This is a genomic window from Leucothrix pacifica (genome assembly GCF_003172875.1).
In the GTDB taxonomy this organism is placed as follows: domain Bacteria; phylum Pseudomonadota; class Gammaproteobacteria; order Thiotrichales; family Thiotrichaceae; genus Leucothrix; species Leucothrix pacifica.
The window spans coordinates 37,785-53,918 of sequence record NZ_QGKM01000027.1; the positions used below are offsets into that span (position 1 = coordinate 37,785).

The following is a 16,134-nucleotide window of genomic DNA, read 5'->3' on the forward strand; positions in this document are numbered from 1 at the left end:
TTTCAGGGATTATTTGTATAATGCGCTGGTTTTTATCATTTTAATCATGCTCCGGTTTTACGTTCCGGATCGCAGAGGTCATTGTTATGTCGCAAACAGTCGTGTGCGCACTGTATAAGTTCGTTACTTTGGAGAATTTTGAAGCACTGAGGCAGCCACTCCTTAATACCATGCTGGAAAATGAAGTGCATGGAACATTGTTGTTAGCTCAGGAAGGGATTAATGGCACCGTCGCCGGTCCTAGTCAGGGCATTGATGCAGTATTGGCATTTCTACGCAGTGACGCGCGTTTAGCGGAGCTCGACAGCAAAGAGTCACTCACTGATGAAATGCCGTTCAAGCGAACTAAGGTGAAGCTCAAAAAAGAAATTGTCACCATGGGTGTGAAAGGTATTGATCCCAAACGCGTCGTCGGTACTTATGTTGATCCCAAGGATTGGAATGAATTGATTAGTGATCCGGATGTGTTGTTAATCGATACCCGTAATGATTATGAGTATCAGGTCGGGACCTTTAAAAACGCCATCAACCCTAAGACAGACAGTTTCAGACAATTCCCCGCATACGTTGCGGATCATGTATTGCCACGTAAACCCAAAAAGGTAGCCATGTTCTGTACAGGTGGCATCCGTTGCGAAAAATCTACGGCATATTTGAAAGAGCAGGGTATCGATGAGGTATATCACCTTAAAGGTGGGATTCTGAAATATTTGGAAAATGTGGATGAGTCAGATACCTTATGGGAAGGCGAGTGCTTTGTGTTTGACGACCGTGTAACAGTGAACCACAAACTGGAACGTGGCGACTATGATCAATGTCATGCGTGTCGTTTGCCGATTACCGAACAGGATAAAGCCAGCGAGAAATACCAATCTGGCGTGAGTTGTCCGGCGTGTTATGACAGTATTTCTGAGGAAAAACGTGCCCGCTTTGCTGAACGTGAGCGTCAGATTCAACTGGCTAAACAGCGTGGCGAACCGCATATTGGTGGTGACGTTGCTTCCCGGATTGAGCAGGCCAGATTAGAAAAGTTAGCCGCAAGAAAACGTCAACAAGAGCGTGACCGTTTGAAGCGTTAAGCAGTAGATAGTTCTGTTTTACCATCGCTACCACTAATTGTCAGGAGATAATATGTTTGAATGGATAGCCAGCCCGGAAGCCTGGATTGCGCTTGGAACTCTAACCGCACTGGAGATTGTGTTAGGGATTGATAACATTATCTTTATCTCAATATTGGTGGCGCGCTTGCCGGATGAGCAACGTGATCGTGCCCGTAGATTGGGTATCATGCTGGCGATGGTTACAAGATTGGCATTACTGTTCTCGATTTCGTGGGTGATGGGGCTCACCGAACCTTGGTTTACCCTTTTCGGTGAAGAGATTTCAGGACGAGATTTGATTCTGATTCTGGGTGGATTATTCCTGCTGGCCAAATCAACCCATGAGATTCATGCCAGCGTTGAGGGTGAGCCGGAGGCTGAGCATCAGGCAGCAAAAGCAGCCTCCAGTTTTGGTATGGTCTTGGTTCAGATTGCTATTTTGGATCTTGTGTTCTCACTGGATTCGGTAATCACTGCAGTTGGTCTGGTGGATGATGTTTCCATCATGGCGATCGCGATCGTTATTGCTGTGCTTGTGATGTTACTGGCATCTAAAGCGATTGGTGAGTTTGTTGATGAACATCCAACCATTAAAATTCTGGCGCTTTCATTCCTGATTGTTGTCGGATTAACGTTGATGGTTGAAGGATTCGATGTCCATGTGCCAAAAGGTTACATTTACTTCGCGATGTTATTCTCACTAACGGTTGAGATGATTAACATCCGTATGCGTAAGAAGCATTCGATCAAATAATCTCAACAAGTGATCTTAAAGTGGCTTCGAACTTTTATAGTTCGAAGTACACTTAGAACAATAAGATCTGCTATAGCGGACCCATATTTTTATCCAATTGGGGAATGAAAGTGGTCAATCCAGCGTCCATTGAGTTTAAGCGTGCTGATTTACAGCGGGATATGAACAGTTGTATTGAGTTTCGAAAAGACTCGTTTCGTATTAACTACGGTAATGAAAAGTCTTTCGAAACCGAGATGGGGGAGCAGGGTGAAGCATATGCTGACCGCCTGACTGAATTTCAACAACAATACCCCTACGGTGTCATCCATGTGTGGCGTGGCGACAACATCATTGGTCAGATTGAGTTCAGAGTAGAAGAGCTATTTACTGACAAAGCGTTTATCCCACTTTTTTATCTGATACCTGAGGAGCGAGGCTCTGGTATTGGCTCGTTAATGCATGATTACCTGATTCAAACCTTACGTGAACAAGGCTGCAATGGCGCGAGAATACTAGTGAGTTCTGGTAATGACCGCGGTGTTGCTTTTTATAAAAAACATGGCTGGCGTTATGCTAAACCTGACCTCAGCAATTCGCATGTTGATATTTACCAGCTGAACTTTTAATGACGGAATCTCCCGGTCATTGTCCGCTGTGTGCAGACAATTCGCTTACTCATTATTCACAAGACAGTTACCGTGATTACTGGCAGTGTGGTCAGTGCAAACTTGTATTTGTTGCAGCCGCTCAACATGTCAACGAATCCGACGAAAAGCTGCGTTACGACTTACACCAAAACTCTATTCATGATGAAGGCTATTGCACATTTCTGGGGCAGCTACTGGAGCCGCTATCAGAACGATTAGCAGATGCCTCTGAAGGGCTGGATTTTGGATGTGGACCGGGACCAACATTATCGCTTCTGCTTGAGCGGAAAGGCTTTAAAGTCAACTGCTATGATAAATACTATCTTCCGGATAAAAAATTACTCACAAAGCAATACGACTTCATTACTTCGACGGAAGTTTTAGAGCATTTACGTGAACCTCGCGTAACAATTGACCGACTCATTAATTGTCTGAAGCCCGGTGCTTATCTGGGTGTCATGACCCAGCTTTTACCAGCACCTGATCAATTCTCTGAATGGCATTACAAGAAAGATCAAACCCATATTTGTTTCTATTCTGATGACACATTCAAGTGGATTGCAAAACACTGGCGCTTAAAGCTCGAAATCCTTAGCAGAGATGTAATAATTCTTCAACGCTGGGAACTAAATGTTTGATTTCATAATCAAATCAGCACAACCATAATTTGGAGAGGCTGAACCAATGAACCTTAAAAAAGTGCCGTTAAAGGCAATATCTGTTATCGCATTATCAGGAATCTTTCTGGTCGCTTGCGACGATACACGCGTAAGAATATCTGCTGATAGCGGGCACGGATATTCAGGGCCAAGGCACCATCATGGTCACATTACACGTACACCGCACAACCATCGTGTATCTTTCGATTCGGCTTTGGGTATGTATATCGTATTAGGGCTTGCAAATACTTACTGGAATAATGGTCACTATTATCGCTATCACGGAAACGTCTGGCAGCGTTCATCGGATTATCGCCGGTGGCGCAGAATGCAAAGAAGCCATGTACCATCCATTTTGTACAAGCGTCATTATAATGTGCATCGCGGCCACACTAGTCACAACGGCCGGACACGCATTACTCGTCCGAATAGACGTCATGATGTTCGTTGGGTTCATTAGTTAAAAGACCATTCAGTGCGCAGAGCTGGTAGTTCTGCGCTCAGAATACTATAGTTAGAAAGGGTCACACTGTGTGACCTCAAAAGAGAAGGGTAAAGGAGAAAGAACTTTGAATATTACAGATTTGCTATTAGGCAGTCAGAGCTCAGATGCAGTCGGCGCGCTGGCAAAGCAATTTGGCATTAGTGAGTCACAGGCACGTGATGCAGTGTCTTCATTAGCACCATCATTGTCTCGTGGCATGCAGCATCGCACTAAAGAATCTGCTGGTTTAGATAGTCTGATTAATGCTTTGGGTAAAGGTAACCATGCCAGATATATCGATGATCCGGGTGTCCTTGGTCGTCAGGAAACCATTGATGATGGTAACTCAATTTTAGGCCATGTCTTCGGTAGTAAAGATGTCAGCCGCAATGTTGCAAAGCATGCAGCACAAGAGACCGGACTTGGCTCAACTCTTTTGAAAAAGATGCTACCTGTTGTAGCAACCATGGTAATGGGTACACTCGGCAAGAAGATTTTGGGTGGTGGTACTGCTGCACCTGCACGCCAGCAATCATCAGGTATTCTAGGTACTTTGTTGGACTCAGATCGCGACGGTTCGATCATGGATGATGTATTAGGAATGGCGTTTAAAGCAGCTTTCCGTTAATACTCTCTACACCAGTAAGGCCGGATAGGTATTAGCTTATCCGGCCTTTTTTTATGCCTATAATTTATTGTCAGCGATGTCTAGTTGATCCAGTAAGAAAGCATAGTCGAATGCCAAATCTTTCAAATAGGCATAGCGACCAGAAGAGGCAAAGTGACCTGCTCCCATATGCATATGTAAATAAAGCGGGTTGTTGTCGGTTTTATTTGCACGTAGCTTCGCCACCCATTTGGCTGGCTCCCAATATTGCACTCTAGGATCATTCAGGCCCGCAGTTACCAGTATTGCTGGGTAGTCTTGCGCAGTCACATTGTCATAAGGCGAATACGACAGCATGTAATGGTAGTATTCCTCATCTTTGGGGTTTCCCCACTCTTCAAACTCGCCAATCGTGAGCGGGATTGATTCGTCCAGCATCGTATTAATCACATCCACAAATGGCACACCAGCCAGTGCGACATGGAATAGTTCCGGTGCCATATTCAACACCGCACCCATTAGCAAACCACCTGCACTGCGTCCCTCAGTCGAAAGCTTTTGAGCTTGTGTGTAGTTCTCAGCAATTAGATGTTTTGCACAGCTGATAAAGTCGGTGAAGGTGTTTTTCTTGTTTAGAAACTTGCCATCCTCATACCAGCTACGACCATAGATTTCTTCGCCACGAATGTGTGCGATGGCGTAAACCATGCCTCGGTCTAATAAACTCAGACGTGTCGTTGAAAATGTTGGCTCTATCGTATGCCCGTAGGAACCATATCCATAAAGATGGCAGTAAGTGGGCGAGCCTGTCCATGCTGATTTACGGTAAACCAGTGAGATAGGGATTTGCGTGCCATCATCTGCAGTGGCGAATATGCGTTCACTGGTGTACAGACTTGCATCGTAGCCGGGAACCTTGGTTTGTTTCATCAGCTCACGCTCGTGTGTATTCATGTCGTAGTCAAAGGTAGACATGGGGGTTACCAGTGAGGTGTAAACGAAACGTAATGTGTTGGTATTGAACTCGGGGTTGGCTGCTGGCCCAACGCTGTAAATGGGTTCAGGCAGGCTAATAGTATGAGTCGATTGGTCTGCTAATTTGGTGACTCTTAGGTGATGCAGTCCGCCTTCGCGTTCGTAACGCACCATGAACTCATTAAATAGCTCAATGTGTTCCAATTGCACATCATCACGATGTGGGATCAGTGTTTCCCAGTGTGCTTGTGATGGCGTTTCAACCGGGCAGGTGACTAGCTTTTGATTAGTCGCCTTATCAGCATTGGTCAGAACGTAGAAGAATCCGTTATGGTGCTCTACTGAGTAACGTAGCCCGGTGACGCGCTTTTGTATTGGTGTTGCTGCTTGCGTAATTGCATCGGTCGGTATGAAATGGTACTCAGTGGTTTCAATACTCGCTGAGGTGATGAATAAATACTTTTCATCCTTGCTCAGGCCAGCTGACACATTAAACAGACCATCGTCGTCATGAAAGATCAGCGTATCGTCCGACTGGGAAGTTTTGAGAGTATGGCGGTAAAGTTTATCACTGCGTTTGGTATCAGATTCTTCCGTTGTGTAAAATAAGGTGTTGCTGTCGCCCCAGCTAACGGTTCCGGCATTATTCTCCAGCTTGTCATTCAGTAATACACCACTGGATAAGTGTTTCACCTGAATAGTATAGGTTTCAGCACCGGTCGTGTCTGTCGAGTAGGCTAGCCATTGGTGGTCAGGGCTCACTTCCAGAGCACCGAGTTCAAAATAGTCGTGCCCACCAGACTCCGCTAACTCATTTTCATCAAGCAGCACTTCCTCTTCTGCATCGAGTGACAGATGTTTGCGGTAGTGAGCCCAATACTGTTTACCTTCATCAATACGGTGGTAATAAAAATAATCACCGACTTTTACCGGGGTAGAGGCATCGTTTTCTTCAATATGACTTAACATCTCATTGTACAGCTCGGTTTGTAGCGAGTCTGTATGTTTCATATTGGCTTGCGTGTATGCGTTTTCTGCATCCAGATATGCCTTTACCTCATCGGACTCCTTGTTTCTTATCCATGCATAGTCGTCAGTGCGTTGGTGGTTGTGAATTGTGGTGGTGACGGGATGTTTAGTAGCGACAGGCGGGGTGATCGTTTTTTTGTTATCCATGAATGAGGCTCGATATAGTAAAAAGTCGTTATAATTTACACAGCTGCTGAGTCAACTATACACCCCGCCATTCGTAAATAGAATCAATTGACCGTTGCGGTTAATTACTGCGTTGAGTCGTTTTTTTTTAATACTAACTGTGCTAATAATAGCGGCCATGAATAAACAGAAAAATACACCTTCGAAGGGTGTTTACATACTTCCGAATTTAATAACAACCGCGGCAATGTTCAGCGGTTTTTATGCCATTATAGCTGCCATGAACGGGCGTTTTGAGGATGCCGCAGTCGCCGTGTTTGTCGCAATGGTGCTCGATGGTGCGGATGGCCGGGTAGCGCGTTGGACTAATACACAGTCAGAATTCGGCGCTCAGTATGACAGCCTGTCTGATTTGGTGTCTTTTGGTGTGGCTCCGGCAGTCGTCATTTACCAGTGGGCGCTGGTACATATGGCAAATTTCTCACCGTCATGGGGCAAGGTCGGTTGGATGGCTGCCTTCATTTATGTCGCATGTGGAGCGTTACGTCTGGCACGCTTCAATGTACAGATTGAAGAGGTGGACAAGCGTTATTTTGTTGGTCTGCCAAGTCCTGCCTCTGCCGCGATAATGGTTGGCATGGTCTGGTTTTTTCAGGACTTAGATGTAACAGGCAGGTCAGTACAAATTCCGGCATTAATCATGACGATAGCCGCAGGTCTGCTCATGGTGAGTAACGTGTTGTACACCAGTTTTAAAGACTTTGATTATCGCAGTAAAGTGCCTTATATCGCTATTTTGGCGGTGGTACTGGCGTTTGCCTTGGCAGCGATTGATCCACCAAAGGTCTTATTCAGTGTGTTCCTGATTTATGCATTGTCAGGCCCGGTATTTTGGCTACTGCGCCACTTTGGTTATGTGAAAACTGTCCCAACAATTACGTTGCCAAAAGATGAAGACGAAGAATAACTCGTTGCTCCGGCAAAACAGATGGCTGTGACGACACAGCAAAAGAATAAGGTAAGTGAAAATGTCCGATGATCGTTTAATAGTGTTTGATACAACCCTGCGTGATGGCGAACAAAGTCCGGGTTGTTCGATGACGCTGGAAGAAAAAGTCCGTATTGCAAAAATGTTGGAAAAAATGCGGGTTGATGTTATCGAAGCAGGTTTTCCGGCGGCTAGTCCGGGGGATTTTGCATCGGTTCAGGCTGTCGCGAAGGCTGTGCAGGGTAGCACCATTTGCGGGCTGGCTCGCGCCATGGAGCGTGATATCGAGCGTGTTGCTGAAGCCATCAAGCCTGCTGCATCCGGACGTATTCATACCTTCCTGGCCACATCGCCGATTCACATGCGCGATAAATTACGCATGGAGCCGGATCAGGTTGTTGAGCAGGCTGTCAAAGCGGTTAAATATGCACGTCAGTTTACTGACAACGTTGAGTTCTCTCCAGAGGATGCAGGGCGCTCTGAATTTGATTTCTTGTGCCGTGTGATCGAGAAAGTCATCGATGCAGGTGCAACCACTATCAATATTCCGGATACCGTTGGTTATACCATTCCATTTCAGTTTGGCGACCTGATCGCTCGACTCATCGACAATATTCCGAACTCAGACAAAGCGGTATTCTCCGTGCATTGCCACAATGATTTAGGCTTGGCGGTGAGTAACTCACTCGCAGCTGTCCTCAGCGGTGCACGTCAGGTGGAATGTACCATCAATGGCTTGGGTGAGCGTGCAGGTAATGCGGCGCTGGAAGAAGTTGTCATGGCAGTCCGCACGCGTAACGATGTGTTTAATTGCGATACTAATATTGATTCGACATTGATCGTCCCAACCTCACGGCTTGTCTCTTCCGTGACTGGTTTCATGGTGCAGCCAAACAAAGCAATTGTTGGCGCGAATGCATTTGCCCATGAGTCGGGAATTCATCAGGATGGCGTGCTTAAGTCTCGTGAAACTTACGAAATCATGCGGGCGCAAGATGTTGGATGGTCAGACAATAAAATTGTCCTTGGTAAACATTCCGGCCGTAATGCGCTGAAAAGTCGTTTGTCAGAACTCGGTATTGATGTTGAATCTGAAGCCGAACTCAATGAAATATTTGCTCGCTTTAAGGATTTAGCTGATCTTAAGCATGAGGTGTTTGATGAGGATTTGCGTGTCATCGCAAATGAATCACAGCTGGAACCAGATCAGGCAAGGTTTGTGCTGATTTCCTCACATGTTTGCTCCGAAACCGGAGAAACGCCGGAAGCGACATTAACATTGTCAGTCGATGGTGAAGAGAAGCAAGGGAAGGCCTCAGGTGACGGAATAGTCGATGCTGTGTACTCGGCGATCAAGTCGATCACAGGCAGTAGTGCCACACTAGAGCTGTATTCCGTGAATGCCGTGACTCAAGGCACAGATTCACAAGGTGAGGTGACTGTCCGCTTGGAAAAAGACGGTCGTCTGTTCTACGGCAATGGTGCGCATACCGATATTATTGTTGCATCGGCTAAAGCTTACATTGATGCGCTGAATAAAATCGCTAATCAGGTTGAGCGTGAACACCCACAAATGAGCGGCGTGTAATCCTTGCCCGTTAGTCAGCAGCAAATTGAATACCTCAATGAAATGGGAATCCCGGTGTGGATTTCCCGTGAACTTGAGATGCCTGACTTTCCTGAGCAGTCATCAAATGCGCAGTTAGCAGATCTGTCTCAGGCGGAGTCTGCGAATGATCATGGCGGTGGGAGAGCGCCGGCTTCGAGTCAACGAAGTACCGGGTCACAAATATCCTCATTAGCGGCCGACCTGCAAAGTGAAGAGAGTAGCCATTCAGTCAGGCCTGCGCAAAATGGCGAAGCTGCAAAGTCAGTTTCACCAAAATCAGCTGGCCCGGGATTACATGCTGCAGATGACTTGATTCATGATTTGCAACAAAATCCGTCGGCGAAGATTGCTGAAATAGCGGCAAGCCTGGATGAGGGGCCCGTTGCAGCACCCGTTTCATTAGTGCCGGTGTCAGACCTGAAGGCACTGGGCTGGGCTGATTTGCAGCAGAAAGTAGATGCCTGTACTGCCTGTGATTTGTATAGACAACGTCAGCACACAGTGTTTGGTAAAGGTAATACCCAGGCGCAGTGGATGATTGTTGGTGACATCCCTCGTCTGGAAGATGAGTGGCAACAGCAGCCATTTACCGGAGAAAGTGGCGAGTTACTCAATGCTATGTTGGCGAGTATTGGACTGGATAGTAATCTGGTCTACATGACGAATCTTATGAAATGCCGTCCGCCGCTGGATCGCTCACCTGAGCCGGAACAGGCCACTAGCTGTTATTCTTATTTGCAGCGACAAATTGAATTACTGAACCCCGCTTTGGTCATACTGATGGGGCGTGATGTGGTTACGCAAGTGCTGGGTGCCAGTCAGTCTATGTCGGGCCTTCGCCTGCAAGCGCATCAGCGAGAGGGTATTGTAGCGCCGATTATTGCTACTTATCACCCGAGCTACCTGCTAAAGCAGCCGCGTTTGAAGGCTAAGGTTTGGCAAGATCTTGTGTTTGCAAAAAAGCAGGTAATGACATGAGCGCTGCAATAGATGTTGCGGATCAGGCGATGCTGCGGCCAATGGAAAAAAGCGATGTTGATGCCGTAATGGTTGTTGAGAATCTTGCTTATCCCCAGCCATGGAATGAAAAAGTCATGCGTGATTGCCTGAAGGTTAAGCACTATCATGCCTGGGTGTTAGAAATTGATAAGGAAATCAGAGGATATTTGTTTTTGTCGGTGGTTGCCGGTGAAATGCATATTTTAAACCTGTGTGTGCACCCGGAGCTGCAAGGTCAGGGTTGGGGAAGAGATATCCTGCATCGGGCATTTGATATGGCTACTAATACCTATCATGCCAATATGTGCTTTTTAGAAGTGCGTCCTTCAAATACGGGTGCGCGAGCATTGTATGAGTCAGAGGGCTTTAATGAGATTGGCATGCGCAAAAACTATTATCCGGCGGATGAGGGCAGGGAAGACGCTTTAGTCATGGCAAAGAGCATAATCCCTTGAAAACTGTGTTATTATCCGCCGAAGTTGCTTAAGAGGGAACGACATTGATCGTTTGGACATGTGATTACGGGGCAAGAAACCTTGAACAATAAAAAACACAAACCTTTAGTGTTATCAGCGTCGAAACTGGGTATTTCCAAGTCGTCGATTAACCCCAAGGCCCTCAGTATTCTTAAAGCGCTCAATAAAGCTAAGTATGATGCATATCTTGTCGGCGGTTGTGTACGCGATTTGCTACTAGGCTACGAACCTAAAGATTTTGATATCGCAACCAATGCCCACCCTGAGCAAATAAAAGCTGTCCTGCCTAGTACGCGTATTATCGGCCGACGTTTTCGTCTGGCTCATGTCCATTTCGGCCGTGAATATTACGAGGTCGCAACGTTCCGGGCGCCACATGACAGTTCCGATGATGGCCAGGTTGGTAAAGAAGGGCGTATCATCCATGACAATGTGTATGGAACCATTGAAGAGGATGCAGTTCGTCGTGACTTTGCGATTAATGCGCTGTTCTATGACGTGCATAATGATCAGGTTCTGGACTTTGCCGGTGGTATGGATGATCTTGAGAAACGTCAGCTTCGCCTGATTGGTGATCCGGAAACACGCTATCGTGAAGATCCTGTCAGAATGCTACGGGCAATGCGTTTTGCCGGTAAGCTCGGTTTGTCAATTGAGGCTGAAAGTGAGGCGCCGATTCGTGAACTTGCTCCATTGCTGGAAAATATTGCACCGGCTCGTTTGTTTGATGAAGTATTGAAATTATTCCACAGTGGTCAGGCTAAATCAGTGTTGGAGCTGTTGCGTGAATACCGTTTGTTTCATAGCTTATTTCCACTCACGGAAAAGGCCCTGCAACAAGATGATGACGGCTATTTTCAGGCATTGATTAATGATTCTCTGGAAAACACAGATAATAGGATCAATGACGGCCTTTCGGTGACGCCAGCATTTTTATTCGCGGTCATGCTTTGGAAGCCAATGCGACAAGTAGAAGCGGCGTATCGTGAAGATTCTTATCCCGATCCACAATGCATGCAGCTGGCGGCAAATGATGTGTTGTCTAGTCAGGTACGAAATACAGCGGTACCTCGCCGTTTTAGCAATGTGACGCGTGAGATTTGGTTATTGCAGTCGCGCTTTAGCCAGAAGAATTTCAGACGCGCCACCCAGTTTGTTGAGAACCGGCGTTTCCGTGCGGCCTTCGATTTCTTATGCCTGCGCTCGATCGCTGAGCAAAATAAAGAATTACAAGCAGATGCTGCGTGGTGGGAGGAGTTTCAGAAAGTGGATGCTGAGCGTCAGCTTGAAATGTCAAAAGCCGTGCCTCACGTCAAAAAGAAGCGCCGTCGTAAGCGTAAAGGACCGCCGAAAGTATGATGGAGTGGACTCAGTGCTATATTGGCCTGGGAAGTAATCTGGGCGATTCAGAGCAAACCTTGAGTGATGCTATGAAGGCGCTCAGTAATGAGCCTGAAATCAGACATCTCGCTGTTTCCTCTTATTATCAAAGTAAACCACACGGCCCGCAGGATCAGCCTGATTATATAAATGCCGTGGCACGCTTTGAGACACAATTGCTGCCACTGCTATTGTTAGATCGGTTACAGGCTATAGAAACGAAATACGGACGTGTCAGAGCCGGTGAGCGGTGGACTGCACGTACATTGGATCTGGATATCTTGCTATTCGGTCAGCAAAGCATCGAAAATACGCGCTTGCAAGTGCCACATCGTTGGATGAAGCAGCGCGAGTTCGTGCTTTATCCTTTGTACGAGCTGGCGCCTGATTTGCTGTTTCCTGACGGTAGTTCGCTTAAAGAGTGCCTGTCAGGTGTATCTGATAATGGTTTGATTCGCCTCACGCCGCCGTCATCACTTCATTCTTAATCGCTTAGGACACCTAGAATGCAAATCGTACATTCTATCGCTCAGCTTCGGGCAATCGTTTCAACGTTTCGTTTAGCCGGAGATACTATCGGTCTGGTTCCCACGATGGGTAATTTGCATGACGGTCATTTAGATCTGGTGAAACGGGCGGGAGAGATTGCGAATCGTCAGGTCGTTTCCATCTTTGTGAATCCTACGCAGTTCGAGAAGCAAGACGATCTTGAAAAGTATCCTCGCACGATGGAGGCGGATTTAGCCAAGCTGGAGGCGCTGGGCGTCGATGTTGTGTTTGCTCCGGACGCTAGCGAAATGTACCCTCAGGGTCGCTTAGTCACTCAGGTGGATATTCCTGAAATCAGTAGCCTGTTAGAAGGTGCTTCACGACCAGGTCATTTTAGAGGTGTTGCCACCGTTGTTTCAAAGTTATTCAATATCGTTGCACCTGACATGGCTGTGTTTGGGCAAAAGGATTTTCAGCAGTTGATGTTGATTAGGCAAATGGTGGCTGATTTAGACATGCCGGTAGAGATCATCGCTGCCCCAACGATGCGTGAAGATAGTGGTCTGGCGATGAGCTCCAGAAATAACCGTTTAGATGAAGAGCAACGACGGCTGGCGCCTAATTTGTATCGTGTGCTGCAAGCGGTTGAGGCTAAGTTAAGCAGTGGCCTTAAAAACTTTAGTGTGCTGCAAAATGAGGCGATGACTGAGCTTGATGAGCTGGGTTTTAAATCCGATTACATCACGATCTGTGATGCCAGAACCTTACTTAATGCAGAGGCTGAGGATAAAGACTTGGTTATTTTAGCTGCAGCCTATATGGGAGATATCCGACTGATCGATAATATCCCTGTTCAGCTGGATTAACTTCATGCACAGCGTCGCGACCTCGGACAGGGGTTATGCAGTATAGATCGCACCTAACACTCTAAAGTCTTTAGCACCCGTCGCAGATGGTAAATTGCCCGGCAAGCCTTTCAGGGTTTGTCTGGCCAACCAGGCAAATGCAATTGCTTCAACCCAGTCTGCATCAATACCAAGTACGTCTGTTTTTTCAAGTCTCACGGCTGGCATCAATGCTCGCAGTCTGGACATAAGTGCGTTATTTCTTGCGCCGCCACCGCAAATATACACTTCCTCGGTCTGTGGTGCGGCCTCCATAATGCTTTGCTGGATACTCACTGCCGTCAGCTCCAATAATGTCGCTTGTACGTCTTCTTCCGGAATTGCCTTGTCTAAGTGTGAGTTTAACCAGCCAAGATTAAAATATTCTTTGCCAGTACTTTTTGGGTAGGGGCGTTTGAAGTATGGATCTTGCAGGAATTGTTGCAGCAGAGCTTGATTACATTGACCACTTGCGGCCCATTGTCCATCTTTGTCATAAGCAAGGGATTGCTGTTGCAAGCACCAGGCATCCATGAGGGCGTTACCGGGACCGGTGTCGAATCCAATTGTAGATTGTTCCGGAGAGAGTACGCTGATATTAGAAATACCACCGATATTCACAACGACCCGATGTTTGTTAGCTGATGAAAATACCGATTGATGAAATGCTGGTACCAATGGTGCGCCTTCACCGCCAGCGGCGATATCGCGGTTACGAAAATCAGCAATCGTAGTCACGCCCGTTATTTCCGCTATTTGATTAGCATCACCCAATTGCCAGCTAAATCGAGGCTCGATATCAGGTTGATGCCACACCGTTTGACCGTGATTGCCAATCGCTGAAATAGCTTCTTTGGGTAATCCGGACTTGTCGATGAGTGTTTGCGCGGTTTGGGCGTACAGAGTACCAAGTGTTGCGTTAAGGTTTGCAACTTCTTTAAGAGAGCCGGCCCAATCGGGTTTTATTAACTCGCGAAGTGATTGGCGAATTTTTTCAGGGAAGGGTGTGGAGTGAACTTCAGAAGTTTCAAGTTGATCATCAGGCTTGAAGCAAACCAGCACAGCGTCGATAGCGTCCATGCTGGTTCCTGACATTATCCCGATATAGTATTCGGCGTCCGGCTGTTGATTAGCCACCGGTAGCGCTGTTGATATCGAAGTTTTCCATAGCAAAACGATGTAGTACGTTAAGTTGTAGCTTCATATTGATTGCATCAGCTCTGAACTTCACTAACTCTTTTTTCGTTAGAGACATGCTATTAGGTAATTCAACCGTTAGTGGGTCGGCAGGAATATTATTCTTGCGGAACTCATAATGAAGATGAGGGCCAGTGGCCAGACCTGTAGATCCAACATAGCCGATGATCTCACCCTGGGCTACTACCTGGCCTTGCTTCAGATCTTTCTTGTATTTAGAAAGATGAGAATACAACGTGGTATAACCTTCACGGTGCTTTAAGATAATTGTGTTACCGTAGCCGCCCTTACGTCCTTTAAGCTGAACTACGCCATCACCGGTCGCCATGACTGGTGTTCCTCTGCGAGCAGCAAAATCCGTTCCCTTGTGAGCGCGAATTTTGTGAAGTACAGGATGGAATCGGCCCGGGTTAAAGTGTGAGGACACACGAGCATGAGCTACCGGGGTACGAATAAAGGCACGCTTCATTTCGCGGCCTTCAGGCGTGAAGAAATCAGTCAGACCTCTTGCCGTAGTGTGGCGAATCGTGCGGTGAATTTTACCTTTGTTGATAAATTCAGCCGCTAACAAGTTCTGACTACCCACTAAATCGCCATCATGGTAAATATTCTCGTAAACAACCGTTACTTGGTCGCCCACACGTACGTCGTGTGAAAAGTCGATATCCCAGTCAAATACACTCACAACTTGTCGAATAATATTGCTAGGAACTTCAACTCTCTTTCCATCTAAGAACAAGCCATTCTTAACTGAGAACGTGGCTCTTGCTTGACGGACTTCGAATACTTTCGATTGCCATTGACCCGTGTAGCCACCCTGACCATCCGGCTCGATAACAAAGCTTTTCTTGTTATCCGGCGTGAATGCAAGCTGTTCAAGCTTACCGTCATGTGACTTGGCACGGACAATAGTGTCCATCTTCATGTCTTTCAGTGCTTCTTTGATTTCTTCGTTACTGCGAAGGTCATTAAGAATCGATGCTTGTTTAATTTTACTGAAAGTATTGTGCAGACTATCATAGCGCTTGACCGTATAAGTGTGCCAAGTACTTTCTGTATTAATTAATTCGTGACCTGTATAGGTTTCAAGGGCACGTTTGGGTAACGTTAGTTCCAGAACTGCTTCGTCATTGTAGTCAGCAACTTGAATGTCGGTGTTATTGATAACCGCTTCAGCCGCTGTTGGGCTGGAGGCTACAACAGGCTTGGCAATGGATGCGAGCTGTAAAGTAGGTCCAGGTTTGACGTCTTTAGCCGTAGCTATCTCTGCCACAGTGGATGGTGTTGGTGCACTACTTGCGTCATTAACACTTATTTCAAAGTGATTACTTTGAGTGTTAGGTAGAAATGACTGTAAAGGAATATTCCCGAGCGCAGTCGCACAACCAACTAATATAATCGCTCGTCCTGCCCATCGTGGAGGTTGCTTCTCCGGGGTAGTGTCGGCAATTTCAGCCGCATCGTCATGTGGTGAATCGAAACCAAGGTCAACCTGATTTTGTATGTCATAACGTGCTAACACGTCATCCCAGTTCTTATTGTTATTGACTGACGATTCTTTTGTTCGAGAACTCAAGATTGGCAGCTCCGTAAAGTATAGAAATGTGTCACTAGCATAACCACAGCAGCGCCCCTTTGCGCCTTAGCATTATTACATACCATGAAATATAATATGTCCGCAAGTTTATACACTCTGAGAAAAAAATATTAACAGCCTGACGGTATCTCGGGTTTGTTAATCAGACCAGC

At 46.5% G+C, this 16,134-nt stretch carries 15 protein-coding genes; 12 read left to right on the forward strand and 3 right to left on the reverse strand.

The annotated features are described in order from the left end of the window. Nucleotides 1-86 precede the first annotated feature (86 nt). From trhO to DKW60_RS10815, 5 genes are all read left to right on the forward strand, one after another. Entirely contained in the window at nt 87-1,079 is a 993-nt protein-coding gene (trhO, locus tag DKW60_RS10795; protein WP_109837667.1) for an oxygen-dependent tRNA uridine(34) hydroxylase TrhO, read from the forward strand. A 52-nt stretch (nt 1,080-1,131) separates the two neighbouring features. Further along, the gene (locus DKW60_RS10800; RefSeq protein WP_109837668.1) at nt 1,132-1,854 is read left to right on the forward strand and encodes a TerC family protein; all 723 of its coding nucleotides are present in this window, start codon (nt 1,132-1,134) and stop codon (nt 1,852-1,854) included. 110 nt (nt 1,855-1,964) lie between these two features. Continuing rightward, complete coding sequence (locus DKW60_RS10805; protein ID WP_181389655.1) at nt 1,965-2,462, forward strand: GNAT family N-acetyltransferase; 498 nt, start codon at nt 1,965-1,967, stop codon at nt 2,460-2,462. Next, nucleotides 2,462-3,121 carry a class I SAM-dependent methyltransferase gene (locus DKW60_RS10810; RefSeq protein WP_109837670.1) on the forward strand — a complete coding sequence of 220 codons (660 nt, stop codon included), beginning with the start codon at nt 2,462-2,464 and terminating at the stop codon, nt 3,119-3,121. The genes DKW60_RS10805 and DKW60_RS10810 overlap by 1 nt, the downstream gene beginning before the upstream one ends. Nucleotides 3,122-3,711: 590 nt before the next feature. Then, complete coding sequence (locus tag DKW60_RS10815; protein WP_181389656.1) at nt 3,712-4,254, forward strand: DUF937 domain-containing protein; 543 nt, start codon at nt 3,712-3,714, stop codon at nt 4,252-4,254. Between the two features lie 57 nt (nt 4,255-4,311). On the opposite strand, the gene DKW60_RS10820 is transcribed toward DKW60_RS10815, so the two are convergent. Continuing rightward, nucleotides 4,312-6,384 carry a S9 family peptidase gene (locus DKW60_RS10820; RefSeq protein WP_109837672.1) on the reverse strand — a complete coding sequence of 691 codons (2,073 nt, stop codon included), beginning with the start codon at nt 6,382-6,384 and terminating at the stop codon, nt 4,312-4,314. A 157-nt stretch (nt 6,385-6,541) separates the two neighbouring features. On the opposite strand from DKW60_RS10820, the gene pssA reads away from it, so the two are divergent. The 7 genes from pssA to panC all read left to right on the forward strand — a co-directional run bounded on the left by pssA (nt 6,542) and on the right by panC (nt 13,170). Beyond that, nucleotides 6,542-7,330, forward strand: a complete 789-nt coding sequence (pssA, locus tag DKW60_RS10825; RefSeq protein ID WP_109837673.1) for a CDP-diacylglycerol--serine O-phosphatidyltransferase — start codon at nt 6,542-6,544, stop codon at nt 7,328-7,330. 61 nt (nt 7,331-7,391) lie between these two features. Next, the gene (locus DKW60_RS10830; protein ID WP_109837674.1) at nt 7,392-8,939 is read left to right on the forward strand and encodes a 2-isopropylmalate synthase; all 1,548 of its coding nucleotides are present in this window, start codon (nt 7,392-7,394) and stop codon (nt 8,937-8,939) included. 3 nt (nt 8,940-8,942) lie between these two features. Continuing rightward, on the forward strand, nt 8,943-9,938 hold the full coding sequence (locus DKW60_RS10835) for a uracil-DNA glycosylase (protein WP_109837675.1): 996 nt from the start codon (nt 8,943-8,945) through the stop codon (nt 9,936-9,938). Then, on the forward strand, nt 9,935-10,414 hold the full coding sequence (rimI, locus tag DKW60_RS10840) for a ribosomal protein S18-alanine N-acetyltransferase (protein WP_109837676.1): 480 nt from the start codon (nt 9,935-9,937) through the stop codon (nt 10,412-10,414). Before DKW60_RS10835 ends, rimI begins: the two co-directional genes overlap by 4 nt. Nucleotides 10,415-10,495: 81 nt before the next feature. After that, a complete protein-coding gene (pcnB, locus tag DKW60_RS10845; RefSeq protein WP_181389657.1) occupies nt 10,496-11,794 on the forward strand; it encodes a polynucleotide adenylyltransferase PcnB in 1,299 nt (432 codons plus the stop codon). Continuing rightward, a complete protein-coding gene (folK, locus tag DKW60_RS10850) occupies nt 11,791-12,303 on the forward strand; it encodes a 2-amino-4-hydroxy-6-hydroxymethyldihydropteridine diphosphokinase (RefSeq protein ID WP_109837678.1) in 513 nt (170 codons plus the stop codon). Before pcnB ends, folK begins: the two co-directional genes overlap by 4 nt. An 18-nt stretch (nt 12,304-12,321) precedes the next feature. Further along, nucleotides 12,322-13,170 (forward strand): pantoate--beta-alanine ligase, encoded by an 849-nt coding sequence (panC, locus tag DKW60_RS10855; RefSeq protein ID WP_109837679.1) that lies wholly within the window; start codon nt 12,322-12,324, stop codon nt 13,168-13,170. 33 nt (nt 13,171-13,203) lie between these two features. Here the strand turns inward: panC and DKW60_RS10860 are convergent, their stop codons facing one another. Together DKW60_RS10860 and DKW60_RS10865 are read right to left on the reverse strand one after the other, a co-directional pair. Further along, the gene (locus DKW60_RS10860; RefSeq protein ID WP_281271846.1) at nt 13,204-14,325 is read right to left on the reverse strand and encodes an anhydro-N-acetylmuramic acid kinase; all 1,122 of its coding nucleotides are present in this window, start codon (nt 14,323-14,325) and stop codon (nt 13,204-13,206) included. Further along, nucleotides 14,318-15,961: a peptidoglycan DD-metalloendopeptidase family protein gene (locus tag DKW60_RS10865; RefSeq protein WP_109837680.1), complete on the reverse strand. Its 1,644-nt coding sequence runs from the start codon at nt 15,959-15,961 to the stop codon at nt 14,318-14,320. Before DKW60_RS10865 ends, DKW60_RS10860 begins: the two co-directional genes overlap by 8 nt. Between the last annotated feature and the right edge of the window lie 173 nt (nt 15,962-16,134).

Coding starts and splice junctions, on each gene's coding strand:
- trhO (WP_109837667.1), top strand. CDS start 87: ATGTCGCAAACAGTCGTGTGCGCACTGTATAAGTTCGTTACTTTGGAG.
- DKW60_RS10800 (WP_109837668.1), top strand. CDS start 1,132: ATGTTTGAATGGATAGCCAGCCCGGAAGCCTGGATTGCGCTTGGAACT.
- DKW60_RS10810 (WP_109837670.1), top strand. CDS start 2,462: ATGACGGAATCTCCCGGTCATTGTCCGCTGTGTGCAGACAATTCGCTT.
- DKW60_RS10820 (WP_109837672.1), bottom strand. CDS start 6,384: ATGGATAACAAAAAAACGATCACCCCGCCTGTCGCTACTAAACATCCC.
- pssA (WP_109837673.1), top strand. CDS start 6,542: ATGAATAAACAGAAAAATACACCTTCGAAGGGTGTTTACATACTTCCG.
- DKW60_RS10830 (WP_109837674.1), top strand. CDS start 7,392: ATGTCCGATGATCGTTTAATAGTGTTTGATACAACCCTGCGTGATGGC.
- rimI (WP_109837676.1), top strand. CDS start 9,935: ATGAGCGCTGCAATAGATGTTGCGGATCAGGCGATGCTGCGGCCAATG.
- folK (WP_109837678.1), top strand. CDS start 11,791: ATGATGGAGTGGACTCAGTGCTATATTGGCCTGGGAAGTAATCTGGGC.
- panC (WP_109837679.1), top strand. CDS start 12,322: ATGCAAATCGTACATTCTATCGCTCAGCTTCGGGCAATCGTTTCAACG.